The organism is Enterobacter sp. UPMP2061 (assembly GCF_053709615.1).
Genome location: NZ_JBSKJP010000006.1, coordinates 144,049 through 170,604, shown reverse-complemented (window position 1 = coordinate 170,604; position 26,556 = coordinate 144,049). Strand labels below are relative to the sequence as shown.

Annotated in this window: 29 protein-coding genes; 20 read left to right on the top strand and 9 right to left on the bottom strand. The window is 55.3% G+C overall.

The features are described from left to right. Window positions 1-50 precede the first annotated feature (50 nt). From ACWKXX_RS14265 to rlmB, 5 genes are all read left to right on the top strand, one after another. The gene (locus ACWKXX_RS14265) at window positions 51-224 is read left to right on the top strand and encodes a DUF2065 domain-containing protein (RefSeq protein WP_261665784.1); all 174 of its coding nucleotides are present in this window, start codon (window positions 51-53) and stop codon (window positions 222-224) included. A gap of 127 nt (window positions 225-351) precedes the next feature. Further along, a complete protein-coding gene (locus tag ACWKXX_RS14260; RefSeq protein ID WP_003855997.1) occupies window positions 352-1,650 on the top strand; it encodes an adenylosuccinate synthase in 1,299 nt (432 codons plus the stop codon). A gap of 192 nt (window positions 1,651-1,842) precedes the next feature. After that, the gene (gene nsrR, locus ACWKXX_RS14255) at window positions 1,843-2,268 is read left to right on the top strand and encodes a nitric oxide-sensing transcriptional repressor NsrR (protein WP_003855998.1); all 426 of its coding nucleotides are present in this window, start codon (window positions 1,843-1,845) and stop codon (window positions 2,266-2,268) included. A gap of 38 nt (window positions 2,269-2,306) precedes the next feature. Next, window positions 2,307-4,748: a ribonuclease R gene (gene rnr, locus ACWKXX_RS14250; protein ID WP_261665782.1), complete on the top strand. Its 2,442-nt coding sequence runs from the start codon at window positions 2,307-2,309 to the stop codon at window positions 4,746-4,748. A gap of 63 nt (window positions 4,749-4,811) precedes the next feature. Further along, window positions 4,812-5,543, top strand: a complete 732-nt coding sequence (gene rlmB / locus ACWKXX_RS14245; protein ID WP_015572470.1) for a 23S rRNA (guanosine(2251)-2'-O)-methyltransferase RlmB — start codon at window positions 4,812-4,814, stop codon at window positions 5,541-5,543. A 91-nt stretch (window positions 5,544-5,634) separates the two neighbouring features. On the opposite strand, the gene ACWKXX_RS14240 is transcribed toward rlmB, so the two are convergent. Continuing rightward, a complete protein-coding gene (locus ACWKXX_RS14240; protein WP_015572471.1) occupies window positions 5,635-6,909 on the bottom strand; it encodes an MFS transporter in 1,275 nt (424 codons plus the stop codon). Between the two features lie 195 nt (window positions 6,910-7,104). On the opposite strand from ACWKXX_RS14240, the gene ACWKXX_RS14235 reads away from it, so the two are divergent. After that, complete coding sequence (locus ACWKXX_RS14235) at window positions 7,105-8,727, top strand: isovaleryl-CoA dehydrogenase (protein WP_047728111.1); 1,623 nt, start codon at window positions 7,105-7,107, stop codon at window positions 8,725-8,727. Here the strand turns inward: ACWKXX_RS14235 and ACWKXX_RS14230 are convergent. From ACWKXX_RS14230 to bsmA, 3 genes are all read right to left on the bottom strand, one after another. After that, on the bottom strand, window positions 8,724-10,655 hold the full coding sequence (locus ACWKXX_RS14230) for a methyl-accepting chemotaxis protein (protein ID WP_063931656.1): 1,932 nt from the start codon (window positions 10,653-10,655) through the stop codon (window positions 8,724-8,726). The two genes, ACWKXX_RS14235 and ACWKXX_RS14230, sit on opposite strands and share 4 nt — an antisense overlap. A 170-nt stretch (window positions 10,656-10,825) precedes the next feature. Next, on the bottom strand, window positions 10,826-11,101 hold the full coding sequence (yjfN, locus tag ACWKXX_RS14225) for a DUF1471 family protease activator YjfN (protein WP_017694671.1): 276 nt from the start codon (window positions 11,099-11,101) through the stop codon (window positions 10,826-10,828). 148 nt (window positions 11,102-11,249) lie between these two features. Beyond that, the gene (gene bsmA / locus ACWKXX_RS14220; protein ID WP_017383949.1) at window positions 11,250-11,579 is read right to left on the bottom strand and encodes a biofilm peroxide resistance protein BsmA; all 330 of its coding nucleotides are present in this window, start codon (window positions 11,577-11,579) and stop codon (window positions 11,250-11,252) included. 137 nt (window positions 11,580-11,716) lie between these two features. On the opposite strand from bsmA, the gene yjfP reads away from it, so the two are divergent. After that, window positions 11,717-12,439 carry an esterase gene (yjfP, locus tag ACWKXX_RS14215; protein ID WP_261665781.1) on the top strand — a complete coding sequence of 241 codons (723 nt, stop codon included), beginning with the start codon at window positions 11,717-11,719 and terminating at the stop codon, window positions 12,437-12,439. Here the strand turns inward: yjfP and ulaR are convergent. Next, window positions 12,436-13,191, bottom strand: a complete 756-nt coding sequence (gene ulaR / locus ACWKXX_RS14210; RefSeq protein ID WP_003856014.1) for an HTH-type transcriptional regulator UlaR — start codon at window positions 13,189-13,191, stop codon at window positions 12,436-12,438. The two genes, yjfP and ulaR, sit on opposite strands and share 4 nt — an antisense overlap. A gap of 110 nt (window positions 13,192-13,301) precedes the next feature. Next, entirely contained in the window at window positions 13,302-14,366 is a 1,065-nt protein-coding gene (gene ulaG / locus ACWKXX_RS14205) for an L-ascorbate 6-phosphate lactonase (RefSeq protein WP_006810379.1), read from the bottom strand. 359 nt (window positions 14,367-14,725) lie between these two features. Between ulaG and ulaA the strand changes: the two genes are divergently transcribed. From ulaA to ACWKXX_RS14175, 6 genes are read left to right on the top strand one after another with little or no spacing between them, the layout of a single operon-like run. After that, a complete protein-coding gene (gene ulaA / locus ACWKXX_RS14200) occupies window positions 14,726-16,126 on the top strand; it encodes a PTS ascorbate transporter subunit IIC (protein WP_150326233.1) in 1,401 nt (466 codons plus the stop codon). 12 nt (window positions 16,127-16,138) lie between these two features. Further along, window positions 16,139-16,444, top strand: a complete 306-nt coding sequence (gene ulaB / locus ACWKXX_RS14195) for a PTS ascorbate transporter subunit IIB (protein ID WP_003856022.1) — start codon at window positions 16,139-16,141, stop codon at window positions 16,442-16,444. Window positions 16,445-16,453: 9 nt separating this feature from the next. Then, window positions 16,454-16,921 (top strand): PTS ascorbate transporter subunit IIA, encoded by a 468-nt coding sequence (gene ulaC, locus ACWKXX_RS14190; protein WP_017694668.1) that lies wholly within the window; start codon window positions 16,454-16,456, stop codon window positions 16,919-16,921. Window positions 16,922-16,933: 12 nt separating this feature from the next. After that, window positions 16,934-17,584 carry a 3-keto-L-gulonate-6-phosphate decarboxylase UlaD gene (gene ulaD / locus ACWKXX_RS14185; RefSeq protein ID WP_017694667.1) on the top strand — a complete coding sequence of 217 codons (651 nt, stop codon included), beginning with the start codon at window positions 16,934-16,936 and terminating at the stop codon, window positions 17,582-17,584. 9 nt (window positions 17,585-17,593) lie between these two features. Further along, complete coding sequence (locus ACWKXX_RS14180; RefSeq protein ID WP_015572478.1) at window positions 17,594-18,454, top strand: L-ribulose-5-phosphate 3-epimerase; 861 nt, start codon at window positions 17,594-17,596, stop codon at window positions 18,452-18,454. Continuing rightward, entirely contained in the window at window positions 18,447-19,133 is a 687-nt protein-coding gene (locus tag ACWKXX_RS14175) for an L-ribulose-5-phosphate 4-epimerase (RefSeq protein ID WP_017383945.1), read from the top strand. The genes ACWKXX_RS14180 and ACWKXX_RS14175 overlap by 8 nt, the downstream gene beginning before the upstream one ends. A gap of 135 nt (window positions 19,134-19,268) precedes the next feature. Here ACWKXX_RS14175 and yjfY read toward each other — a convergent pair whose 3' ends face one another. Continuing rightward, on the bottom strand, window positions 19,269-19,544 hold the full coding sequence (gene yjfY, locus ACWKXX_RS14170) for a DUF1471 family protein YjfY (RefSeq protein ID WP_017383944.1): 276 nt from the start codon (window positions 19,542-19,544) through the stop codon (window positions 19,269-19,271). Between the two features lie 340 nt (window positions 19,545-19,884). Between yjfY and rpsF the strand changes: the two genes are divergently transcribed. From rpsF to ACWKXX_RS14145, 5 genes are all read left to right on the top strand, one after another. Beyond that, window positions 19,885-20,280, top strand: a complete 396-nt coding sequence (gene rpsF / locus ACWKXX_RS14165; protein ID WP_003856034.1) for a 30S ribosomal protein S6 — start codon at window positions 19,885-19,887, stop codon at window positions 20,278-20,280. Between the two features lie 6 nt (window positions 20,281-20,286). After that, complete coding sequence (gene priB, locus ACWKXX_RS14160) at window positions 20,287-20,601, top strand: primosomal replication protein N (RefSeq protein ID WP_003856035.1); 315 nt, start codon at window positions 20,287-20,289, stop codon at window positions 20,599-20,601. Window positions 20,602-20,605: 4 nt separating this feature from the next. Then, on the top strand, window positions 20,606-20,833 hold the full coding sequence (gene rpsR, locus ACWKXX_RS14155) for a 30S ribosomal protein S18 (RefSeq protein ID WP_000135199.1): 228 nt from the start codon (window positions 20,606-20,608) through the stop codon (window positions 20,831-20,833). A gap of 41 nt (window positions 20,834-20,874) precedes the next feature. After that, on the top strand, window positions 20,875-21,324 hold the full coding sequence (gene rplI / locus ACWKXX_RS14150) for a 50S ribosomal protein L9 (RefSeq protein ID WP_006810372.1): 450 nt from the start codon (window positions 20,875-20,877) through the stop codon (window positions 21,322-21,324). Window positions 21,325-21,476: 152 nt separating this feature from the next. Then, the gene (locus ACWKXX_RS14145; protein WP_017383942.1) at window positions 21,477-22,406 is read left to right on the top strand and encodes a DMT family transporter; all 930 of its coding nucleotides are present in this window, start codon (window positions 21,477-21,479) and stop codon (window positions 22,404-22,406) included. A 46-nt stretch (window positions 22,407-22,452) separates the two neighbouring features. On the opposite strand, the gene ACWKXX_RS14140 is transcribed toward ACWKXX_RS14145, so the two are convergent. Beyond that, window positions 22,453-23,091 carry an OapA family protein gene (locus tag ACWKXX_RS14140; RefSeq protein ID WP_045141839.1) on the bottom strand — a complete coding sequence of 213 codons (639 nt, stop codon included), beginning with the start codon at window positions 23,089-23,091 and terminating at the stop codon, window positions 22,453-22,455. Between the two features lie 231 nt (window positions 23,092-23,322). On the opposite strand from ACWKXX_RS14140, the gene fklB reads away from it, so the two are divergent. Together fklB and cycA are read left to right on the top strand one after the other, a co-directional pair. Beyond that, window positions 23,323-23,943, top strand: coding sequence for an FKBP-type peptidyl-prolyl cis-trans isomerase (gene fklB, locus ACWKXX_RS14135; protein WP_008502892.1), 621 nt, complete (start codon window positions 23,323-23,325; stop codon window positions 23,941-23,943). A 314-nt stretch (window positions 23,944-24,257) separates the two neighbouring features. Beyond that, window positions 24,258-25,667 (top strand): D-serine/D-alanine/glycine transporter, encoded by a 1,410-nt coding sequence (gene cycA, locus ACWKXX_RS14130; RefSeq protein ID WP_015572483.1) that lies wholly within the window; start codon window positions 24,258-24,260, stop codon window positions 25,665-25,667. 86 nt (window positions 25,668-25,753) lie between these two features. On the opposite strand, the gene ytfE is transcribed toward cycA, so the two are convergent. Continuing rightward, on the bottom strand, window positions 25,754-26,416 hold the full coding sequence (gene ytfE / locus ACWKXX_RS14125) for an iron-sulfur cluster repair protein YtfE (protein ID WP_063659280.1): 663 nt from the start codon (window positions 26,414-26,416) through the stop codon (window positions 25,754-25,756). Window positions 26,417-26,556 lie beyond the last annotated feature (140 nt).

The following is a 26,556-nucleotide window of genomic DNA, read 5'->3' as shown; positions in this document are numbered from 1 at the left end:
CAAACCACCGCTCTTCACGGAGCGGTGGTTTTCTTTTATAAGGATGAAAAATGAACTCCACGATCTGGCTCGCACTGGCCCTGGTTTTGGTGCTGGAAGGCCTCGGCCCGATGCTCTATCCGCGCGCATGGCGCCGGATGATCGCGACAATGAGCCAACTCCCGGACAATATTTTGCGTCGTTTTGGCGGTGGTCTTGTGGTTGCCGGTATCGTTATCTACTAAATGTTGAGGAAAACGATTGGCTGATCAAAAACTAACCGCAATTGGCATATTTTAGGGTCAAAAAGTGCTGTATATCTGAAAAAGCGATGGTAGAATCCATTTTTAAGCAAACGGTGATTTTGAAAAAATGGGTAACAACGTCGTCGTACTGGGCACCCAATGGGGTGACGAAGGTAAAGGGAAGATTGTTGATCTTCTGACTGAACGGGCCAAATATGTTGTACGCTACCAGGGCGGTCACAACGCGGGCCATACTCTCGTAATCAACGGTGAAAAAACCGTCCTCCATCTTATTCCATCAGGCATTCTTCGCGAAAACGTCACCAGCATCATCGGTAACGGCGTTGTGCTGTCTCCCGCTGCGCTGATGAAAGAGATGAAAGGTCTGGAAGACCGTGGTATCCCTGTTCGTGAGCGTCTGCTGCTCTCCGAAGCCTGCCCGCTGATCCTGGATTATCATGTGGCGCTGGACGTGGCGCGTGAAAAAGCGCGTGGCGCGAAAGCGATCGGCACCACCGGTCGTGGTATCGGCCCGGCTTACGAAGATAAAGTGGCTCGTCGCGGTCTGCGCGTGGGTGACCTCTTCGACAAAGCGACCTTCGCTGAAAAACTGAAAGAAGTGATGGAATATCACAACTTCCAGCTGGTGAACTTCTACAAAGCCGAAGCCGTTGACTACCAGAAAGTGCTGGATGACGTCATGGCGATTGCTGATATTCTGACCGGTATGGTTGTTGATGTGTCCGATCTGCTGGACCAGGCGCGCAAGCGTGGCGATTTCGTCATGTTTGAAGGTGCGCAGGGTACGCTGCTGGACATCGACCACGGTACCTATCCGTACGTAACGTCCTCTAACACCACCGCGGGTGGCGTGGCAACCGGCTCCGGTCTGGGCCCGCGTTATGTCGATTACGTTCTGGGCATCATCAAAGCGTACTCCACTCGCGTGGGTGCAGGTCCATTCCCGACCGAACTGTTTGATGAGACCGGCGAGTTCCTCTGCAAGCAGGGTAACGAGTTTGGCGCGACCACCGGTCGTCGTCGTCGTACCGGCTGGCTGGACGCCGTTGCCGTACGTCGCGCAGTGCAGATCAACTCCCTGTCTGGCTTCTGCCTGACCAAGCTGGACGTACTGGACGGCCTGAAAGAAGTGAAAATCTGCGTAGGCTACCGTATGCCTGATGGCCGCGAAGTGACCACCACTCCGCTGGCTGCTGACGACTGGGAAGGCATTGAGCCAATCTACGAAACCATGCCGGGCTGGTCTGAGACTACCTTTGGTGTGAAAGAGCGTAGTGGCCTGCCAAAAGCCGCGCTGGACTACATCAAGCGCATTGAAGAACTGACCGAAGTGCCGATCGATATTATTTCTACCGGCCCGGATCGTACTGAAACGATGATCCTGCGCGACCCGTTCGACGCATAATCTTCGTGACTGCTGGCCTGCGGGGAAACCCGTAGGCCGGATAAGCGCAGCGCCATCCGGCGACCGCTCCTGGATCTCCGCTTTTTCGCCCCGTCTGTCAAATAAATTAGCCGCTAACTATCTGGCTGGTTTATCATCATTAATGAATATCTCTGCGGTTTGACCGCGTTTTCCCTTTTTCCTGAGGTTGATGTGCAGTTAACAAGTTTCACCGATTACGGCTTACGCGCGCTGATTTACATGGCGTCGTTACCCGATGGGAAGATGACCAGCATCTCTGAAGTCACAGAGGTGTACGGTGTGTCCCGTAATCATATGGTCAAAATAATCAATCAACTTAGTCGTGCCGGATACGTTGCTGCCGTCCGCGGGAAGAATGGAGGGATCCGTCTCGGTAAACCGGCGCAGAGTATCCGTATTGGCGATGTGGTACGTGAACTGGAGCCGCTCTCTCTGGTGAACTGTAGCAGCGCGTTCTGCCACATTACGCCCGCTTGCCGCCTGAAACAGGCGCTTTCAAAGGCCGTGCAAAGTTTTCTCAAGGAACTGGATAACTACACGCTGGCCGATTTGGTTGAAGAGAATCAACCGCTTTATAAATTATTGCTGGTGGAATGAAGAAAAATTCCACCGGAGCTGACAACGGAGGAACCGACATGTCACAAGATCCTTTCCAGGAACGCGAAGCCGAAAAATACGCGAATCCTATCCCCAGCCGCGAGTTCATCATTGAACACTTAACAAAACGCGAAAAACCCGCCAATCGTGAAGAACTTGCCGTTGAACTGAACATTGAAGGTGAAGAGCAAATTGAAGCCCTTCGCCGCCGCCTGCGCGCCATGGAACGTGACGGGCAACTTGTCTTTACTCGTCGCCAGTGCTACGCGCTGCCAGAACGCCTCGACCTGCTGAAAGGCACCGTTATTGGTCATCGCGATGGCTTCGGCTTCCTGCGCGTGGAAGGCCGTAAAGACGACCTGTACCTCTCATCCGAACAGATGAAGATGTGTATTCACGGCGACCAGATCCTGGCGCAGCCGCTGGGTGCAGACCGTAAAGGCCGCCGCGAAGCGCGCGTGGTCCGCGTGCTGGTGCCGAAAACCAGCCAGATTGTGGGCCGTTACTTTACCGATGCGGGCGTAGGCTTTGTGGTGCCGGATGACAGCCGTCTGAGCTTCGACATTCTCATCCCGCCTGAAGAGGTGATGGGCGCACGCATGGGCTTTGTGGTGGTGGTGGAACTCACCCAGCGCCCAACCCGTCGCACCAAAGCGGTGGGTAAAATCGTCGAAGTGCTGGGCGATAACATGGGCACCGGCATGGCCGTCGATATGGCGCTGCGTACCCATGAAATTCCGTATGTCTGGCCGAAAGCGGTTGAAGATCAGATTGAAAACCTGCGTGAAGAAGTGCCGGAAGAGTCCAAAGCAGGCCGCGTGGATCTGCGCGATCTGCCGCTGGTCACCATTGATGGTGAAGACGCCCGTGACTTCGATGATGCCGTATATTGCGAGAAAAAACGCGTTGGCGGCTGGCGTCTGTGGGTGGCTATCGCGGATGTGAGCTATTACGTGCGTCCGCACACGCCGCTGGATAACGAAGCGCGCAGCCGCGGTACGTCGGTCTACTTCCCGTCGCAGGTTGTACCGATGCTGCCAGAAGTGCTCTCCAACGGCCTGTGTTCCCTCAACCCGCAGGTGGACCGCCTGTGTATGGTCTGCGAAATGACCATCTCCAGCAAGGGACGTCTGACGGGCTATAAGTTCTACGAAGCGGTGATGAGTTCTCATGCGCGCCTGACCTATACCAAGGTCTGGCATATGTTGCAGGGCGATCAGGATCTTCGCGAACAGTACGCGCCGCTGGTCAAACACATCGAAGAGCTGCACAACCTCTACAAAACGCTGGATCAGGCGCGCGAAGAGCGCGGTGGGATCTCGTTTGAGAGTGAAGAGGCGAAGTTTATCTTTAACGCTGAGCGTCGTATCGAGCGTATCGAACAGACTCAGCGTAACGATGCGCACAAGCTGATTGAAGAGTGTATGATCCTGGCGAACATCTCGGCGGCACGTTTCGTTGAGAAAGCCAAAGAGCCTGCGCTGTTCCGTATTCACGACAAGCCAACCACGGAGGCCGTAACCTCGTTCCGCTCCGTGCTGGCTGAACTCGGCCTGGAGCTGCCTGGCGGTAATAAGCCTGAGCCACGCGATTACGCCGAGCTGCTGGAATCCATCAGCGATCGTCCTGACGCGGAAATGCTGCAAACCATGCTGCTGCGCTCCATGAAGCAGGCGATTTACGATCCTGAAAACCGGGGCCACTTTGGTCTGGCGTTACAGTCGTACGCGCACTTTACCTCGCCGATCCGCCGTTATCCGGATCTGTCCCTGCACCGTGCGATCAAGTATCTGCTGGCGCACGAGCAGGGTCATAAAGGCAACACGACCGAAACCGGAGGGTATCACTACTCCATGGACGAGATGTTGCAACTGGGCCAGCATTGTTCCATGACCGAGCGTCGTGCGGATGAAGCGACGCGCGACGTGGCGGACTGGCTGAAGTGTGACTTTATGCTGGATCAGGTGGGTAACGTCTTTAAAGGCGTGATTGCCAGCGTCACCGGCTTTGGCTTCTTCGTGCGTCTGGATGAGCTGTTTATCGACGGTCTGGTGCACGTTTCCAGCCTCGATAACGATTACTACCGCTTCGACCAGGTCGGACAACGTCTGATCGGCGAATCCGGCGGCCAGACCTACCGTCTGGGCGATCGGGTGGAAGTGAAGGTTGAAGCCGTGAATATGGACGACCGTAAAATCGACTTCAGCCTCATCTCCAGCGAGCGTGCTCCGCGTAACGTCGGCAAAACCGAGCGTGAGAAAGCGAAAAAAGGCGGTAACGGTAAAGCGGGCGGTAAGCGACGTCAGGCAGGTAAAAGAGTAAACTTTGAGCCAGACAGTGCTTTCCGTGGCGAGAAGAAACAGAAGCCCAAGGCGGCGAAAAAAGACGCTCGTAAAGCGAAAAAACCGTCGACCAAGACCCAAAAAATAGCGGCCGCGACCAAAGCGAAGCGCGCGGCGAAGAAACAGCAGGCGGAGTAATTTCCCCTCACCCTGACCCTCTCCCCAACGGGAGAGGGAAAATATTTATTACGAGAACCATCAATGAGTGAAATGATTTACGGCATCCACGCGGTGCAGGCCCTGCTGGAGCGCGCGCCGGAGCGTTTTCAGGAAGTTTTTATTCTGAAAGGGCGTGAAGATAAACGTCTGATGCCGCTGATCCACGCGCTGGAAGCGCAGGGCGTAGTGATCCAGCTGGCGAACCGCCAGTATCTGGATGAGAAAAGCGAAGGTGCTGTACACCAGGGCATTATCGCGCGCGTGAAGCCAGGCCGTCAGTATCAGGAGAACGATCTGCCGGATCTGATCGCCGGGCTGGAGAACCCGTTCTTCCTGATCCTCGATGGCGTAACCGACCCACATAACCTGGGCGCGTGCCTGCGTAGCGCCGATGCAGCAGGCGTGCATGCGGTGATTGTGCCAAAAGATCGCTCCGCGCAGCTTAACGCTACCGCTAAAAAAGTCGCCTGCGGCGCGGCGGAAAACGTCCCGTTGATCCGCGTGACTAACCTGGCGCGCACCATGCGTCTGTTGCAGGAAGAAAATATCTGGATCGTGGGAACAGCCGGTGAAGCGGATCACACCCTGTACCAGAGCAAAATGACCGGCCGTATGGCGCTGGTGATGGGAGCGGAAGGCGAAGGTATGCGTCGTCTGACGCGCGAGCACTGCGATGAGCTGATCAGCATCCCGATGGCGGGCAGCGTATCGTCCCTGAACGTTTCTGTTGCGACGGGTATCTGCCTGTTTGAAGCGGTGCGTCAGCGCGGGTAGCCTGTTGTGCCGGGTGGCGGCTTCGCCTTACCCGGCCTACAAAAGCATGGTACCGTAGGCCCGGTAAGCGCAGCGCCACCGGGCAACAATCTCACTCCTCTAACGACCGTAAATGGTCATCCTTTCTCAACGTCATCAGCGCGAAAATACTCACCACCGCCGTTGCCATCACGTAGTACGCCGGAATATCCAGATTGCCCGTCTCTTTAATCAGCCCGGTAATGATCAGCCCCGCACAGCCCGAGAAGATCGCATTCGACAGAGAATAGGCCAGCCCCAGCCCGGTATAACGCACGCGCGTCGGGAACATCTCAGACAGCATTGCCGGCCCCGGCCCTGCCAGCATCCCAACCAGCCCCCCCGCAATCAGCACCACAATCGCTTTGACTGCCAGCGTACTGGATTCCGCCTGCAAAATTTTCAGCAGCGGCAGGGCGAGGATCAGCAGGAGCACGGTGGCGATAATCATCACCGTGCGCCGCCCGATCCTGTCGCTCAGCATGCCCGACGGAATGATCGTGAGCGCAAACCCAATGTTAGAAATCACCGCAATCAGTAACGCCTGGTTAAAACCGGTGTGCAGCGCAGATTGCAGATAGGTCGGCATAATCACCAGATAGGTATAACCCGCCGCAGACCAGACCATCACGCGGCCAATGCCCATCAGGATGGTTTTGAACGTGGCGGCGGTGCTGGCCTGAGTAACAACCGGTTTTTCCCGTTGCTGCACAAAGCTCGGCGTCTCTTCCATGCTCACCCGCAGCCATAGCGCGACCGCACCCATCGGCAGCGCCAGGAAGAACGGAATGCGCCAGCCCCAGTCGTGCAAGGCTTCAGGGGAGAGCAGGGCAGAGAGCAACGCGACAATGCCTGCGCCCGCTAACAGCCCGAGCGCCACGGTAAAGGACTGCCATGCCCCGTAAAGACCGCGCTTGCCGCGCGGGGCGAACTCCGTCATCAATGAGACCGCACCGCCATACTCACCGCCCGCGAACAGTCCTTGCAGAATACGCAGGAGCGTAACGATCAGCGGCGCGGCAATCCCGATACTAGCGTAGACCGGCACAATACCGATGGCAGCGGTGGCGAGCGTCATCAATACCAGCACTATAATCAGCGTCGGTTTGCGGCCAATCCTGTCGCCAATGCGGCCAAAGACCACCGCACCCAGCGGACGGAAGAAGAAAGCGATGGCGAACGAGGCCCAGGTGAGGATCAGGCTGGTGAGCTCCGCTTCCCCCTCAAGCTGGAAGAAGTTTCTGGCAATCACCGTTGCCAGAAAACCGTAGACCGCAAATTCATACCACTCGATGAAATTACCGATGGAGCCTGCAATTAATGCACGCTTGTGCGCATCCTGTTGCATAACGATCCTCACAAAAACGGGGTAAGAATAAATTATTCAGCATTAGTGAAGTAATGAAATAGTTTATTCTTATGTTCTGTGAGCTATTTCACGAATGATATCAACACGATCGTCATCGTGTGACCCCCCTCCCATGCAGCGTGCATGCCCTCTGTCCATACTTACCTTTATTGCCAATGAAAGGAGGGAGACAGCATGCACTGGCAGACACATACCGTTTTTAATCAACCTGCACCGCTATCGAACAGCAACCTTTTTCTCTCTGATTGCGCCCTGCGCGATGCGGTAGCGCGCGAAGGGGCTGAGTGGGATGTGGATCTTCTTGCCAGCATCGGACAGCAGTTGGGTACGGCGGAGTCGCTGGAGCTGGGCAGGCTGGCGAACGTTAATCCGCCGGAGCTGCTGCGTTATGACGCCACGGGAGCGAGGCTGGATGACGTCCGCTTTCATCCGGCATGGCATCTTCTGATGCAGGGGCTTTGCGCCAACCGGGTGCACAACCTGGCGTGGGAGGAGGAGGCGCGGAAAGGATCGTTCGTCGCCCGGGCCGCGCGTTTTGTGCTGCATGCTCAGGTGGAGGCGGGAACGCTATGCCCGGTGACCATGACCTTCGCCGCCACGCCGCTGTTGCTACAGTCGCTGCCCAAACCGTTTGACGACTGGTTAACGCCGCTGATGAGCGATCGCTACGATCCCCATCTCGCACCGGGGGCGCAAAAGCGCGGCCTGCTGATCGGCATGGGGATGACGGAAAAGCAGGGCGGTTCGGACGTACTCAGTAATACCACCAAAGCAGAGAAATGCAGTGATGGCAGTTACCGGCTGGTGGGGCACAAATGGTTTTTCTCCGTGCCGCAGAGCGATGCGCATCTGGTGCTGGCGCAGGCGAAGGGCGGGCTTTCCTGCTTTTTTGTTCCGCGTTTTTTACCCGACGGGCAACGTAATGCCGTGCGCCTTGAGCGTCTGAAGGACAAGCTCGGTAACCGTTCAAATGCCAGCAGTGAGGCTGAGTTCCTTGATGCTTACGGCTGGCTGCTGGGCGAAGAGGGTGAAGGTGTCCGGCAAATTCTGAAGATGGGCGGGCTGACGCGCTTTGACTGTGCGCTTGGCAGCCACGGATTGATGCGCCGTGCGCTCTCGGTGGCGCTTTATCATGCCCATCAGCGGCAGACCTTCGGCAAAAATCTGATCGACCAGCCGTTAATGCGCGACGTGCTAAGCCGTATGGCGCTGGTGCTGGAGGGACACACGGCACTGCTGTTCCGACTCGCCAGGGCGTGGGACAACCGCACCGACCCGCAGGAGGCCGCATGGGCGCGGCTTTTCACTCCGGCGGCAAAATACAGCGTCTGCAAAGCGGGCATACCGTTTGTGGCAGAGGCAATGGAGGTGCTGGGCGGTGCAGGCTATTGCGAAGAGAGTGAACTTCCGCGGTTGTACCGTGAAATGCCCGTCAACAGCATCTGGGAAGGCTCTGGCAATATTATGTGCCTGGATGTACTGCGCGTGCTGGCGAAGCAGTCGGGCATTCTCGACCTGCTCGCCGATGATTTCGTGCAGGTCAAAGGTCAGGACAGGCACTTCGATCGCAGCTGGCGGCAGCTACAGCAGAAGCTGCGTAAACCGCAGGAAGCGCAGGGCAGGGAGATCGCGCGGCAGCTCTTTTTACTCGGGGCCGGAAGCCAGATGCTACGGCACGCATCGCCGCCCGTGGCGCAGGCGTGGTGCCGCATGATGCTGGATACCCGAGGCGGCACGCTGATGAGCGAACAGGTGCAAACCGACCTGCTGCTGCGCGCCACGGGCCGGGTCGGTTAAGCCTTCAGCTGGAACAGGCTCACCAGCCGGGTGAGATGTGAACCCTTCTCGCGCAGCGTCTGTGCCGTCTGCTCGCTGCGTGAGATGCGATCGGCATTGATGTGCGATGCCTCACCGATGTGCGTCATCGCCAGATTCACCTGACCAATCCCCGCAGACTGCTCGCGGGAGGCGTGGTTGATCTCGGTGACAAGCTGGCTGATGTTATCGATATGAACAATGATGGCATCCATCGCCAGACGCGTCTGCTCAGACAGCGCATGGCCTTCGCTCACCTTGTTCAGCGTGTCGCCAATCAGCTGTTCAATCTCTTTTACCGCGTTGGCGCTGCGTGCGGCCAGGGCGCGCACCTCTTGCGCCACCACTGCGAAACCTTTCCCGTGCTCGCCCGCCCGCGCCGCTTCAACCGCCGCATTGAGCGCCAGGATATTGGTCTGGAAAGCGATGGACTCAATCACGCGGGTAATGTCTTCAATGCGTTTCGATGCATCACGAATATCATCCATGGTGGAAACAGCGTGGGTCACCGTCTCTCCACCCTGATGCACCGCGCGTGAGGTTTCCCCCACCAGCTGCTGAGTTTGCTCCATGTTGGCGGCATTTTGCTGCACGGTGGCGGCTAATTGCTCCATGCTGGCGGAGGTCTCCTCAACGCTGCTGGCCTGTTTGTTGATCTGTTCAGAGATCTCGCCGGTGTCTGAAGCCAGCGCGTTAGTCCCCAGATGGATTTCGCTTGCGGCCTCGCGGACCTGCAACACAATTTTTTGCAGGCCGCCCCCGATCCCGTTGATGGCATCAATCAGCTGGCCGACCTCATCCTGGCGGGTTACCGGCAGGCTGGCGCGCAGATCGCCTGCGGCATACTGCCGGGCAAGCGCGATCACTGCGCGTAGTGGGCGGGTTAGCATCCGGCGAATGAGGATAACGAACAGGCCCGCGAAGAGCGCGGATAGCACCACGCCCGCCATCAGGAAGCGATCGCGCAGCGTGGTGACGCTTGAAAGCAGTACGGCTTTATCCACTTCACCCACGATGGTCCAGTTCCAGCCCGGCAGCGGCGTGTAGGCAACTTTGAGCGTACGGCCATCTGCGCTCACGCGCTCCAGCGTGCCGGCTTTATCACTCAGAAGCTGCTGCTGTGTCGCCGTGTCCCAGTTGGGCAGTTTGCCCTCATCGCTGGCATGGAACAGATACTGTCCGCGCGTTTTGCCGCTGCTGCGATCCAGTACAAAGAAGTGGCCGCTCTCGCCCAGACGACGGTTAAGGATTTTCTCGCGCATGACGTTCCACGAATGGGTGATGTCCACGCCGACAAAGATAATCCCGATAACCTGGCCTTCCGCATTTTTAACAGGCTGGTACTGCGTGATATAGCGCTTGCCGAACAGAAGCGCGAGGCCACGATAGACCTCCCCTTTGGTGACAGCCGCAAATGCCGGGCTGGTGGTATCAAGAACGGTTCCGATGGCGCGGTCGCCATTCTCTTTGCGCAGCGACGTGGCCACGCGGATAAAATCGTTACCGCTGCGGACAAACAGCGTCGAGATGGCGCCCGTTCGGCTCAGGAAGTCATCAGAAAGCGTATTGTTTTCATGCAACTCCGTTTCGCCGCCTTTCAGCAGAGGAACGGTAAGCCCGTTTATGGTCCGGCTCTGGCTGCTGTCGCTGTTCAGCGGCTGTGGCAAAAAGGTGGTGAACAGACGGGTATAGCTTTCAACCTCTTCGCTCAGGCTGGTGTTGAACATCTTTACCATATCCACCATGCCGGTGGACTGGTTATGCAGGTCTTCAACCGCAAGATCTTCAAGCTGCTGGCTGGCGTTGTGGCTCAACAGAAAAGTGAACAGCAAAAAAAGCGTGGCGACACTTGCACCTGTTAGCAGCGATAGCTTCGTGCCCAGACCTGCCCGGCGGAAAAAGGTGATCATAAATTGCTCATTATTGAAAAGTGATGGCTGTTCAACGGCAGAGCGAAGAGAACGTTTATCTGTTTAATGTAACTGAATGTTACATATTTGTTTTTATTAAGTTTCGGGAGAGGTAAAAAATTTGCAAAAGTGAAAAGCCACTAAAATTAAGTGGCTTTTATCGGAAGGGATTATGCATAAAGAATGGCCTGCACGCGCCAGTGATTAACATGGTTATCTTCCTGCATCTGGACGATGCGATACCAGGATGCGCCCTGTTCATCGGCCTTCAGGGCGACGACACGTTCAACGTCTTGCGGACTTCCCGTGATATTATTGACGGAGATCTGACCAATCTCGTTCAGGCCCGTGACGCAATCCGCGCTGGCAAATTCGGCCGACTGCGCCGTGGTGCTCAGCAGGCCCGCTGAAAGCAATAGCGTCGTTAAAGCAAGGGTTCGTTTCATCGTCAGCTCCTTTTCACGTGTCTCCGGTATCCGCCGGGCAATCCTTCGCGAATAAACTCATTTCCATTGTTGCTGGCATGGAGTTTATTGTGGACAGGAAAATGTCTACGGACGCAAAGCAGTGTAAAAGTCGTTCAAATGATGATGCTTACTTACGGTACAAAATTCCCTGGGCGTACCACTGTCCCGTAATAATGGTTTCATCAATCATCGTGATGACGTAATAATCTGCTTTTGCGGCAACGGCCTGTGCTTCAATTGCGTCTTCTGCATCATCCGGGGAACCACGAACCATCGCGGATACGGTACCCAGGCGTTGTAATCCTTCCGTCTGATTACGACGAATTTCCTGAGGATGATCGGTAACCGGCGGCGCCGGTTCTGGCGTACCCTGCAATATGGAACATCCGCTGAGCAGTGAGACCAGCAATAAAGCCGTAAGCCTGCGCATAAACCTGTCTCTTTTCCTGATAGCCATAGTGTAGTTGTCTGCGAATTTAGTTTTGGGGGAATGTTCCCGAAGTGTTATCTGGGACGTAGATTTCGAATGAAAATATCGTGAAACCGTAATCCAGCTCTCAACATTATGAATCATTCATCAGCACAGGATCGACAATGATTGAAATTGAAACTCGCCAGCTGAGTGGGCATGAAATCATCCATGCTTTTTCGGCTGGTAAAGGTGAACAGCCGCTGCCGACGGTAGTTTTCTATCATGGCTTTCTCTCCTCGAAGCTGGTCTACAGCTATTTTGCCGTCGCGCTGGCGCAGGCCGGTTTCCGGGTGGTCATGCCTGATGCGCCGAATCATGGGGCACGCTTTACGGGCGATGAGCAGGCGCGGCTGGAGCTGTTCTGGCAAACGCTGCACGGCAATCTGACCGAGTTCGCCGGGCTGCGTGACGCGCTCTTGCAGGCCGGGCTGGTGGAGGGGAAACGGCTGGCGGTCGCAGGCGCATCAATGGGCGGAATGACGGCGCTGGGGATCATGGCCAGGCATCCGGAGGTGACGTCTGTCGCTTGCCTGATGGGATCGGGCTACTTTACGTCACTGGCAAAGACGCTGTTCCCACCGCAGGCCCCTCAGGAGATTGAGGCCCTGTTGTCTGAATGGGACGTCAGCCATGCGCTTTCGCAGCTGGCCGATCGTCCGCTGCTTCTGTGGCATGGGGACGCCGATGACGTCGTACCGCCCGGTGAAACGTTCCGCCTGCAACAGGCGCTACAGCGTGAAGGGCTGGACAGCAATCTGACCTGCCTGTGGGGAGCAGGTGTCCGGCACCGTATTACCCCGGCCGCGCTGGAGTCAACCGTGGAATTCTTCCGTCAGCACCTTTAAACGCGCAGCACTGTGACACCCTGATCCTCCAGCTTGCTGAGGATCTCGGGGTTGGCGTTTTTGCCGGTGATCACCATGCTGATTTGCTCGGCGCGGCTGAAAAGCATGCCGGCGCGTTCACCGACCTTGCTGCTGTCGACCAGCACCACCAGTTTGCCCACTACGTTAAGCATGTTCTGTTCTGCCATTGCGGTGAGCATATCGGTTTTATACAGGCCATCCGCCGTCAGACCTTTGCCGCTGGTAAACATCCAGTGCCCGGCGTAGAGGCTGTTTTCACTGTCCTGCGGGCTCAGGGTGATGGACTGGCTCTTGTTATACTGGCCGCCCATGATCACCACGCTTTCATGTTCCTGGTCAATGAGATAGTTGGCCAGCGGCAAATAGTTGGTGATGATTTGCACCGGCTTGCCGCACATCTCACGGCCCAGCAGAAACGCCGTCGAACCGCAGTTGATCACCACGCTTTCTCCAGGATTTACCAGCTGTGATGCCGCTCTGGCAATCCGCACCTTTTCATCGTGATTCTGCGCCTGGTGGATGTTCATCGGCGTCCAGCGTGGACGCTGCTGGCTGATGGCCTCTGCACCGTTGCGGACTTTTTTCAGCTTGCCGCTCTCATCCAGCTTGTTAATGTCCCGCCGCGCGGTAGCGGGGGAGATCCCTAAACGTTCGATCACTTTCTCGACGGTGATAAACCCTGTTTGCGCCAGGAGTTCCAGTAAAATTTGATGCCGTTGCGCTTCCGTCATGAGCTATTCCGATAAGAATTGATTTGAAAAGATGATATTTGAAATAGCGTGAAATTACTAAGATAAATATGACATCGCCAGACGCAAGGTCTGGCGATTGGGCCTCAGAATCAGAGGAAGGATTTGAACGGCAGATCGGGTTCAATCGTAAAGCAATCATCGAAACCACGCGGGTAGTGGTACTCAAGATTGTCTTTATCCAGCGGCCAGGTGAACTTGCCGCCAACCTGCCAGATGAACGGCTTGAAGCCATACTTGAGGCGGTCTTTTTTCATCTCCCACAGGACGCGGATCTCTTGCGGATCGGCCTGGAAGTTTGACCAGATATCGTGGTGGAACGGGATCACCACCTTGGTGTTCAGCGCTTCGGCCATACGCAGCATGTCCGCGCTGGTCATTTTGTCGGTGATCCCGCGCGGGTTTTCACCGTAAGAGCCAAGCGCCACGTCAATCTGATGCTCGTTACCGTGCTTCGCGTAATAGTTGGAGTAGTGGGAGTCACCGCTGTGATACAGGGAACCGCCAGGCGTTTTGAACAGGTAGTTCACCGCGCGCTCATCCATCCCGTCTGGCAGTACGCCTGCGGCTTTCTGGTCGGCAGGCAGGGTGATCAGCGCGGTACGGTCAAAGGCATCCAGCGCGTGAATTTCAATGTCTTTGATTTTCACTACGTCGCCCGGCTTCATCACGATGCAGCGCTCTTTTGGCACGCCCCAGCCAATCCACAAATCCACGCAGGTCTGCGGCCCAATAAACGGTACGTCGTCCGCGCAGTTTTGCATTACCGCTGCCGCCACGTTCACGTCGATATGATCGTTGTGATCGTGGGTAGAGAGTACGGCGTCGATCTGACGAATGGCAAAAGGATCCAGCACGAAAGGCGTGGTGCGCAGGTTCGGCTGGAGCTTTTCAACGCCGGCCATACGCTGCATCTGGTGGCCTTTTTTCATCAGTGGATTGCCGTGGCTCTGTTTGCCGGTGCCGCACCAGAAATCAACACAAATGTTGGCGCCGCCTTCTGATTTCAGCCAGATCCCGGTGCAGCCCAGCCACCACATCGCAAATGTGCCAGGAGCAACCTGTTCCTGCTCGATCTCTTCGTTCAGCCAGCTACCCCACTCCGGAAAGGTACTCAGAATCCATGATTCACGGGTGATGGTTTTCACTTTACTCATCGTTTGACTCCTGGTTTTAATCAAAAGTAATCACTATATGACTTGTTGTGATTAATGCTGGCACTGTTTTAATCGATTTGCAATGGCTGATTTGCGGAAAATTCCCCTCGCCACCTCACAGGAAAAACTTCATGACGTTGTTAAGATAACCGTTATAAATGATTAATGTATTGAAATTTAATAATTTATTTATTTGGTTGGATTGGTAGTGAAAATCATTACTAATACCATGGAAATAAATTGCGTGATCCGTCACAAATAATCAAGTGCAATCTTGTGATGATTATTTGTGATTAATAGAGTGATGACACCAACCACACAGGGATTGCCCCTCGTGTTCTCATTTTCTGGAGAGAGTTATGGAGATCCTCTACAACGTCTTTACCGTGTTCTTTAATCAGGTAATGACCAACGCCCCGCTGTTGCTGGGTATCGTGACGTGCCTGGGGTACATCCTGCTGCGCAAAAGCGTCAGCGTGATTATCAAAGGCACCATCAAAACCATCATTGGTTTTATGCTGTTGCAGGCGGGGTCTGGCATTCTGACCAGCACGTTTAAGCCGGTTGTTGCCAAAATGTCAGAGGTATACGGCATTAACGGCGCCATCTCTGACACTTACGCGTCCATGATGGCCACCATCGATCGCATGGGAGATGCGTACAGCTGGGTTGGGTATGCGGTACTGCTCGCGCTGGCGCTGAACATCATTTACGTGCTCCTGCGCCGCATCACCGGTATTCGCACCATCATGCTCACCGGGCACATCATGTTCCAGCAGGCGGGGCTGATTGCGGTTTCTCTCTATATCTTCGGCTACCCAATGTGGACCACGGTCATCTGTACGGCAGTGCTGGTCTCACTTTACTGGGGCATCACCTCCAACATGATGTATAAGCCAACGCAGGACGTTACGGACGGCTGCGGCTTCTCCATCGGTCACCAGCAGCAGTTCGCCTCCTGGATTGCTTACAAAGTTGCGCCGTACCTGGGCAAAAAAGAGGAGAGTGTTGAAGACCTCAAATTGCCTGGTTGGCTGAATATCTTCCACGACAACATCGTCTCCACGGCAATTGTGATGACCATCTTCTTCGGTGCCATCCTGCTCTCCTTTGGCATTGACGTGGTGCAGGCAATGGCGGGTAAAACCCACTGGACGGTCTATATCCTGCAAACCGGTTTCTCCTTCGCTGTGGCCATTTTCATCATCACCCAGGGCGTGCGTATGTTCGTCGCTGAACTGTCGGAAGCGTTTAACGGCATCTCCCAGCGCCTGATCCCTGGCGCGGTGCTGGCGATTGACTGTGCGGCTATCTATAGCTTTGCGCCAAACGCCGTCGTCTGGGGCTTTATGTGGGGCACCATCGGCCAGCTGATTGCGGTCGGCATCCTGGTGGGCTGTGGCTCCTCAATCCTGATTATTCCTGGCTTTATCCCGATGTTCTTCTCCAACGCCACTATCGGCGTGTTTGCTAACCACTTCGGCGGATGGCGCGCAGCGCTCAAGATCTGCCTGGTGATGGGCATGGTTGAAATCTTCGGGTGCGTGTGGGCGGTCAAGCTCACTGGCATGAGCGCCTGGATGGGCATGGCGGACTGGTCAATTCTGGCGCCGCCGATGATGCAGGGCTTTGCGTCCATCGGGCTGGTCTTTATGGCCGTCATCATCCTGATTGCCCTGGCTTATATGTTCTTCGCTGGCCGTTCGCTGCGGGCTGAAGAAGATGCAGAAAAACAAACAGCAGAAGTGTCTGCTCATTAAGGAGTTTCGATTATGACCGTACGTATCCTGGCTGTGTGTGGCAATGGGCAAGGTAGCTCCATGATCATGAAGATGAAAGTGGACCAGTTTTTAACCCAGTCAAACATTGACCACACGGTGAACAGCTGCGCAGTGGGTGAATACAAAAGTGAACTGAACGGCGCGGACATCATCATCGCCTCAACGCACATTGCCGGCGAGATTAGCGTGTCGGGCAACAAATACGTGGTAGGTGTACGCAACATGCTGTCGCCTGCGGATTTCGGACCAAAGCTGCTGGAAGTGATCAAAGAACACTTCCCACAAGACGTGAAGTAAGGATGCCACATGAAACTACGTGATTCGCTGGCAGAGAATAACTCCATCCTTTTACAGGCCGAAGCCAGCACCTGGCAGGAAGCGGTGAAGCTGGGCGTGGACCTGCTGGTTAAGGCGGACGTTGTCGAGCCGCATTATTACCAGGCCATTCTGGATGGCGTGGCGCAGTTTGGACCCTATTTTGTGATTGCCCCGGGGCTGGCAATGCCGCATGGCCGTCCCGAAGAGGGCGTCAAGAAAACCGGTTTTGCGCTGGTGACGTTGAAAAAACCACTGGTGTTCAACCACGAAGATAACGACCCGGTCGACATTCTGATCACCATGGCGGCTGTCGATGCCAACACCCACCAGGAGGTGGGGATCATGCAGATCGTCAATCTGTTTGATGATGAAGCTAATTTTGACCGTTTACGCGCCTGTCGTACCGCGCAGGACGTGCTGGATTTAATTGATAACGCCACTGCGGCGGCCGTTTAAGAGGAATTGAAAATGTCATTACCAATGTTGCAGGTCGCGCTGGATAACCAGACTCTGTCTCACGCTTACGAAACCACCCGTCTGATTGCGGAAGAAGTGGACATCATCGAAGTCGGCACCATTCTGTGCGTGGGCGAAGGCGTTCGTGCGGTTCGTGACCTGAAGGCGCTCTATCCGCATAAAATCGTGCTGGCGGATGCCAAAATCGCCGACGCGGGCAAAATCCTCTCTCGCATGTGCTTTGAAGCCAACGCCGACTGGGTCACCGTGATCTGCTGTGCGGATATCAACACCGCGAAAGGCGCGCTGGACGTGGCGAAAGAGTTCAACGGCGACGTGCAGATTGAACTGACTGGTTTCTGGACCTGGGAGCAGGCGCAGGAGTGGCGCGAAGCGGGTATCCAGCAGGTGGTTTATCACCGTAGCCGTGATGCGCAGGCCGCAGGCGTGGCGTGGGGCGAAGCCGATATCAGCGCGATCAAACGTCTGGCCGATATGGGCTTCAAAGTGACCGTCACCGGTGGCCTGGCGCTGGAGGATCTGCCGCTGTTCCAGGGTATCCCGATTCACGTCTTTATTGCCGGTCGTAGCATTCGTGATGCTGCGTCTCCGGTGGAAGCGGCGCGTCAGTTCAAACGCTCAATCGCTCAGCTTTGGGGTTAAGGAGCGGGTATGTTGTCAAAACAGGTCCCGCTTGGCATCTATGAAAAGGCACTCCCTGCGGGGGAGTGCTGGCTGGAGCGGTTACAGCTGGCGAAGCAGTTGGGTTTCGATTTTGTCGAAATGTCTGTGGATGAGACGGACGAGCGTCTTTCTCGCCTGGACTGGCGCCGCGACCAGCGTCTGGCGCTGGTGAGCGCCATTGCCGAAACCGGCGTACGCGTGCCATCCATGTGCCTGAGCGCTCATCGTCGTTTTCCGCTTGGCAGCGAAGATGATGCCGTACGCGCCGAAGGGCTGGAGATCATGCGTAAAGCCATTCGCTTTGCACAGGATGTCGGCATCCGCGTGATTCAACTGGCGGGTTACGATGTTTACTATCAGGAAGCCAACGATGAAACGCGCCGTCGTTTCCGGGAGGGCCTGAAAGAGAGCGTTGAGATGGCAAGCCGTGCGCAGGTGACGCTGGCGATGGAGATCATGGATTATCCGTTGATGAACTCCATCAGCAAGGCGCTGGGCTATGCGCACTATCTGAACAACCCATGGTTCCAGCTTTATCCGGATATCGGAAACCTGTCGGCATGGGATAACGACGTACAGATGGAGCTTCAGGCGGGCATCGGGCATATCGTGGCGGTGCACGTTAAAGATACCCGTCCTGGCGTGTTTAAAAACGTACCGTTCGGCACCGGGGTGGTGGATTTCGAACGGTGCTTCCAGACGCTCAAACAGACAGGTTATTGCGGGCCTTACCTGATTGAGATGTGGAGCGAAACCGCGGACGACCCGGCGGCAGAAGTGGCGAAAGCCCGGGACTGGGTGCGCGAGCGCATGGCGCGGGCAGGGCTGATGGAGGCGGAACATGCTTAAGCTGAAACAGCAGGTCTTTGAAGCCAATATGGATCTCCCGCGCTATGGACTGGTGACGTTTACCTGGGGCAACGTAAGCGCCATCGATCGCGAGCAGGGGCTAGTGGTGATTAAGCCGAGCGGCGTGGCCTATGACGCCATGAAAGCGGACGATATGGTGGTGGTTGACCTGGAAGGACACGTCGTTGAAGGCAAATGGCGCCCTTCTTCAGATACGGCAACCCACCTGGCGCTGTATCAGCGTTACCCGTCTCTGGGTGGCGTTGTGCATACCCATTCCACGCACGCCACCGCCTGGGCACAGGCCGGGCTGGCGATCCCTGCTTTGGGTACGACGCACGCAGATTACTTCTTCGGCGATATTCCCTGCACGCGAGCGTTAACGCAGGCTGAGGTCGAAGGCGAGTACGAACTAAACACCGGCAGGGTCATTATCGAAACGCTGGGTGAGACGGAACCACTGCATACGCCGGGTATTGTGGTGTACCAGCATGGTCCGTTCTCCTGGGGTAAAGATGCGCATGACGCCGTGCATAACGCGGTGGTGATGGAAGAGGTGGCCAGAATGGCGTGGATTGCGCGCGGCATTAACCCACAGCTTCAGGGCATTGATGATTACCTGATGAACAAGCATTTCATGCGTAAGCACGGCCCGAATGCTTATTACGGGCAGAAGTGAATAAGTGCTCTGGAATACCGAAACAGTTGTAACCGGTGGTATTCCGGAGCCATTCATAAAAAAAGCCCCCGGGCAGGGGGCAAATTATATATGGCTTTGATTTTCGTTGGCTTTCCTGGTGCTAGCGATAAAGCCTTACTGGTAAATATCTGCACTGGCGTGCATATTACCGTTGCTGCCGGGCTCACGTGTCAGCATGACGTGATAGTATTTTGCGCCCTGCGCATCGGTTTCTTCATTAAGCGCCTGATCTGCTTCACTTTCAGTGGCGAAGTTATGATTGATGTAAATAACGCCTAAGCTCTGCACATCATCCATGTTTCTGGCCTGTTGGCTGTCTATTCTGATGGCTGCCATCGCGTTTGCACTGAGCAAAAGCGCAGCCAAAATGGCGATTGCGATTCTTTTCATGATATGCGCTCCACGACTGCGTGCTGTGATACGGGGTAATGTTCTCCTTCTCTGTTCAGTGTCTCTGATTAAAGTGTAATCGCTACCCGGATTGCGATGGGTGACCATTTCTGATGGTGTTGTTCAAAAAAACAGCGCTTCTGATGAGTGCGATTTTAAATCACCCACTTAGAACAGCTTTACCCTTTGTGCGAATTATTTGTGCAATCAGCTTGAGTTTCCTGGGGGGCGCAAGTATTATGACGCGTCAATTTTTCAGCCGACCTTTAACACGTTCCTTGCCTCCCCGGGCCTCGGCTGACCCAGACAGGAGGCTGAATAATCCGTAAGGAGCAATTCGATGCGTCATTACGAAATCGTTTTTATGGTCCACCCTGACCAGAGCGAACAGGTTCCGGGCATGATCGAGCGTTACTCTGCTGCCATCACTGGTGCAGAAGGCACGATCCACCGTCTGGAAGACTGGGGCCGCCGTCAGCTGGCTTACCCGATCAACAAACTGCACAAAGCACACTACGTTCTGATGAACGTTGAAGCTCCGCAGGAAGTGATCGATGAGCTGGAAACTACCTTCCGCTTCAACGATGCCGTTATCCGCAGCATGGTTATGCGTACCAAACACGCAGTGACCGAAGCATCTCCGATGGTTAAAGCGAAAGACGAGCGCCGTGAGCGTCGCGATGATTTCGCAAACGAAACCGCAGATGATTCTGATGCTGGGGATTCTGAAGAGTAATTTCTGATGACCAACCGTCTGGTGTTGTCCGGCACCGTGTGCAGGACCCCCCTTCGAAAGGTCAGCCCATCAGGAATTCCGCATTGCCAGTTCGTGCTTGAGCATCGTTCTGTGCAAGAGGAAGCCGGGTTTCACCGGCAGGCGTGGTGCCAAATGCCCGTGATTATTAGCGGACACGAAAACCAGGCCATTACTCACAGTTTAACGGTCGGTAGCGCAGTAATCGTTCAGGGGTTCATTTCTTGCCACAAGGCAAAGAACGGCCTGAGCAAAATGGTTCTGCATGCCGAGCAGATTGATTTGATAGATTCTGGAGACTAGCCATATGGCACGTTATTTCCGTCGTCGCAAGTTCTGCCGTTTCACCGCGGAAGGCGTTCAAGAGATCGACTATAAAGATATCGCAACGCTGAAAAACTACATCACCGAAAGCGGTAAGATTGTCCCAAGCCGTATCACCGGTACTCGTGCAAAATATCAGCGTCAGCTGGCTCGCGCTATCAAACGCGCTCGCTACCTGTCTCTGCTGCCGTACACTGATCGTCATCAGTAATCGGGCACGGTCCATTAATACGACTTTAAGAGGATAAGGTAATGCAAGTTATTCTGCTTGATAAAGTAGCAAACCTGGGCAGCCTGGGTGATCAGGTAAACGTTAAAGCGGGTTACGCTCGTAACTTCCTGGTTCCACAGGGTAAAGCTGTTCCAGCTACTAAGAAAAACGTAGAGTTTTTCGAAGCACGTCGTGCTGAACTGGAAGCCAAACTGGCTGACGTTCTGGCGGCTGCTAACGCTCGCGCTGAAGCAATCAACGCACTGGGCACCGTTACTATCGCGTCTAAAGCTGGCGACGAAGGTAAACTGTTCGGTTCCATCGGTACCCGCGATATCGCTGATGCAGTTACTGCGGCAGGCGTTAAAGTGGCTAAGAGCGAAGTTCGTATGCCGAACGGCGTTCTGCGTACCACTGGTGAGCACGAAGTTGACTTCCAGGTTCACAGCGAAGTGTTCGCTAAACTGGTTGTTAACGTAGTAGCTGAGTAATTTTTTACTCTGCTCGCGTCGAAGCGCCGGCCTTGTGCCGGCGTTTTGCTTTTTAGCGTGACCCTGCGTCATCTTTTGCTCTTGTAAGGTCGCTATTCCTGACGCATTCTCTGATAATAAATTGAAACGCAATTTTATTTATGAGATTTGTCATGGATACTGCTCTGCCCACGCCCGTCTTTGCCCGTCGCAATGTGGCCTATGCCTGCGCCACGCTCTGCTGTCTGCTTTGGGGAAGCTCGTACCCGGCCATTAAAAGTGGCTACGAACTCTTTCAGATCGCGACCGATGATATCCCCTCCAAAGTCGTCTTTGCCGGATACCGTTTTCTGTTTGCCGGCGCGTTGCTGCTGCTTTTTGCCCTGGCCCAGCGAAAACCGATTGGCAGGCTCACGCCCACGCAGTTTGGCCAGCTCACGATCCTCGGACTGACGCAGACCTCCCTCCAGTACACCTTCTTTTATATCGGCTTGGCCTACACGACCGGGGTGAACGGCTCCATCATGAATGCCACCGGGACCTTCTTCAGCGTGCTGCTGGCGCACTTTATCTACCACAACGACAAACTCAGCTATAACAAAACGCTGGGATGTGTTCTGGGCTTTGCCGGGGTGATGCTGGTGAACTTCCACAGCGGGTTAAGTGAGTTCCAGTTTGTCTGGAAAGGTGACGGATTTGTGGTGCTGGCCGCCTTTATTCTCTCTGCGGCCACGCTTTACGGGAAACGCATTTCCCAGACCGTTGACCCGACGGTGATGACTGGCTGGCAGCTGGGGATAGGCGGGGCGGCACTGGTTGCGGGAGGCTATGCCACGGGCGGGACGCTGGAGGTGCACAGCATGAAAGCCGTCGCCGTGCTGGGGTATCTGACGCTGCTCTCATCCGTGGCGTTCGCCCTGTGGAGCGCGCTGCTGAAAGTAAACCGCGTGAGTATGATTGCCCCGTTCAACTTTGTCATACCTGTAGCAGGGACGGTGCTCTCCGCCATCTTCCTCGGCGAAAACATTCTGGACATCAAATACGCGATTGCGCTGGTGCTGGTCTGCTCGGGGATCTGGTGGGTGAATAAACGGCGTGCCTGAGAACAAAAGTGCCGGGTGGCGGCATCGCCTTACCCGGCCTGGGCCATTAACGTGCTCTGATGAAACTGCCGTCCGGCTGACGGGTAAACAGTACCTGCTGCCCGTTTCCGGTATCGATCGTTAACCCGGTCACCACCCCGCTGGCATTCTGGCGGATCTGCACCATCTGACCATTTTGCAGGTTGCTGAGCGGTTTGCCTGCCCCCTCGACTTGCGCCATGGCATACACATCCGTTGCTGGCAGATTGTGGTCGCGGAACAGCTGGGCAAGAGTTTTCCCAGGCTCTACGCGATACGAACGCCACTGCTGCTCAATGCCGGTGGGCTGTTGCGCCTGTGGCTCTGAAGGGGCGGCGGCCTGCTCCTGATCTTCCTGAACAGGTTCAGGTTCAACCGGCGCAACCTGGCCCGGATCGTTAGTCGGTGTGACCAGCTGCGTCTGCATCGGCTGTGAATCAGGCTGCGGCTGGCTTTGCGACTGGATATCCAGCTCAGCATTCCGGCTGACCGGCGCGGTATCAACGTTGTCACTGCCGGAAGGAAGCAGGAAGCCGATGACGATCAGCAACGCGCCGATAATAATGCCTCTGCGGTGCAAAGGCGGCAGCGGGTCCATGATGCGAAAGTTATCCGGCGCATGCCAGATTTTCGCCAGGGTAGGTTTCAGTTCAAATCGCCCGGGCATGGCTCTCCTCCTGCTCCGCGTCTTTTTATCCTGTCCTGAGAAGTGTAGTTTGCTAACTGCCTGATGGGCGTAACAAAGCCAGCTTTCGTGACATATATTAGGGAAAATCCTGACGGCTACCATTGTTTCCGTTTCGTCGCAGTTTGTCACCTTTACTTAAGACAAAGTTTTACCCATAAGGGCATGGCTGATATGCTGCCCGCTACTTTAAATGTGATGGAAGGAAAACCCATGACCACCCCGACTTTTGACACTATCGAAGCGCAGGCAAGCTACGGCATCGGCTTGCAGGTAGGACAGCAGCTGAGCGAATCCGGCCTGGAAGGTCTGTTACCGGAAGCGCTGGTGGCGGGTATCGCTGACGCGCTGGAAGGCAAGCAGCCCGCTGTGCCGGTTGACGTTGTGCACCGTGCGCTGCGTGAAATCCACGAACGTGCTGACGCCGTACGTCGCGCGCGTTTCGAAGAGATGGCGGCAGAAGGCGTGAAATATCTGGAAGAGAACCGTGAGCGTGAAGGCGTGAACAGCACCGAGTCCGGCTTGCAGTTCCGCGTAATCAATCAGGGTGATGGCGCAATCCCGGCGCGTACCGACCACGTTCGCGTACACTACACCGGTAAGCTGATCGACGGTACCGTGTTCGACAGCTCCGTCGCGCGTGGCGAACCGGCTGAATTCCCGGTCAACGGCGTTATCGCAGGCTGGATCGAAGCCCTGACCCTGATGCCAGTAGGTTCCAAATGGGAACTCACTATCCCGCACAACCTGGCTTACGGCGAGCGTGGCGCTGGCGCGTCCATTCCGCCATTCAGCACCCTGGTGTTTGAAGTCGAGCTGCTGGAAATCCTGTAATCGGTTTTTCTTATTTTCCTCTCTCCGATCGGGGAGAGGAAAATAGCGATAAAACCCGGAGTTACGACGAAATCAACATTTTGTATTGCAAACGAAACTGTTACGTGTATTTTTGTGAGCTGTTTCGCGCTGTATGAGTGATATGACACTCACTTTCAACATATTATTAACATAATATTCAAATCATAGTATTCATCCCGCCGATTCTTACCTACTATCGATTAGTCCTTACACAGGGTCCGTCATTTATTTGGCGTATATAAAGGCCAGAAGAGCCTTAACAACACAGACAGGCATAAACAGGAAAATATCACATGGTAGATCAGGTCAAAGTCGCCGCCGCAGAAGAGGCGACGTCTGAACAGTCGCTACGGCGAAATCTCACGAACCGTCACATTCAGCTTATTGCCATTGGTGGAGCCATCGGCACCGGGCTGTTTATGGGCTCGGGCAAAACCATCAGTCTTGCCGGCCCGTCGATCATCTTCGTTTATATGATCATCGGTTTTATGCTCTTTTTCGTGATGCGTGCAATGGGTGAATTGCTGCTGTCGAATCTCGAATACAAATCTTTCAGCGACTTCGCGTCAGACCTGCTCGGCCCGTGGGCGGGCTATTTTACCGGCTGGACCTACTGGTTCTGCTGGGTGGTTACCGGCATGGCGGATGTTGTCGCTATTACGGCCTACGCCCAATTCTGGTTCCCCGGCCTGTCGGACTGGGTGGCTTCGCTGGCGGTGATTGTTCTGCTGCTGAGCCTGAACCTCGCCACCGTTAAAATGTTCGGTGAGATGGAGTTCTGGTTCGCGATGATCAAAATCGTCGCCATCATCGCGCTGATTGTCGTCGGGCTGGTGATGGTGCTGACGCACTTCCAGTCGCCAACCGGCGTACAGGCCTCGTTTGCCCATCTGTGGAATGACGGCGGCTGGTTCCCGAAAGGTATCAGCGGCTTCTTTGCCGGCTTCCAGATTGCGGTGTTTGCGTTTGTCGGGATTGAGCTGGTCGGTACCACGGCGGCGGAAACCAAAGATCCGGAGAAATCCCTGCCGCGTGCGATCAATTCCATTCCGCTGCGTATCATCATGTTCTACGTGTTCGCGCTGATCGTCATTATGTCCGTGACGCCATGGAGCTCGGTGGTGCCAACCAAGAGCCCGTTCGTCGAGCTGTTCGTGCTGGTGGGGCTGCCTGCTGCCGCGAGCCTGATTAACTTCGTGGTGCTGACCTCTGCGGCCTCTTCCGCGAACAGCGGCGTCTTCTCCACCAGCCGTATGCTGTTCGGCCTGGCGCAGGAGGGCGTTGCTCCGAGCGCGTTTGCCAAACTGTCTAAACGCGCGGTACCGGCGAAAGGGCTGACCTTCTCCTGCATCTGTCTGCTGGGTGGTGTGGTGATGCTCTACGTCAACCCGAGCGTAATCGGCGCGTTCACCATGATCACCACGGTGTCGGCGATCCTGTTTATGTTCGTCTGGACCATCATCCTCTGCTCGTACCTGGTGTACCGCAAGCAGCGTCCACACCTGCACGAGAAGTCGATCTACAAGATGCCGCTGGGCAAGCTGATGTGCTGGGTGTGCATGGCGTTCTTTGTCTTCGTGCTGGTGCTGCTGACGCTGGAAGAAGATACCCGACAGGCGCTGATGGTCACGCCGCTGTGGTTTATCGCGCTGGGGCTGGGCTGGCTATTTATCGGTAAGAAACGTATGGCGGGCATGCGCTAAGCATGTTGCCGGGTGGCGCTGACGCTTACCCGGCCTACGTTCGCGGATGTTGTAGGCCCGGTAAGCGCTAGCGCCACCGGGCTTTTTTATTTACCCGATAATGCACGCGGGAACAGAACGTTATTCTCAAGACTAATGTGTTCCATCAGATCGTCGATCATCTCATTAATGCCGTTGTACATGGCTTTCCAGGTGGTGCACGCTTCTGGCGGCGGTGTGACGTTGTCGGTGGTGTGTTTGATCACTTCCAGCAGTTCGCCGGCGTCATCATGTTCGCTTTCCATCACGCTGATGGGCCCCATGGCCTGGCTGCCCATGCCCTGTTTGATCATCGGGAAGAGGATCTGCTCCTCTTTCATCATGTGGCTGGAAAGTTCTTCGTGCAGCATGGTCAGATATTTCGCCAGGCCGCGCGGTACGGAAGGTTTATCGGCATGAACGCGTTCAACTTTGGTCGCCTGTAAAATCAGCTCCGGCAGCTGCTCGCGGTGACGGTCGTGGTAACGCACAATGATATGGTCGATGATTTCAGCCAGCGGCGCGGTGCGCCAGTCTTTGTCGACGGGCTGTGCAGCCAGCTGAGCCAGCTCCGCTTCGATAGCCTCCACATCCAGCTCTTTACGCGACGCTGCGCGCGCCAGCGTTTGCTTACCACCGCAGCAGTAATCCATATCGTATTTACGGAACAGCGCAGAAGCGCGAGGGATGGAGAGCGCCAGCTCGCCTAAGGGTTGGTCGCGGAAGGCCATAGCAGTTACCTCATCATCAGAAATATAAGATGCATTTTAAATGCATCTTTAGGTGGATACTATAACCCTTTAGAGGCAAGGGTGAAAATGAGAAGGGGATCACAAAAAAAGCGTGCTTTTAACTTGCTGATTGAATGCAG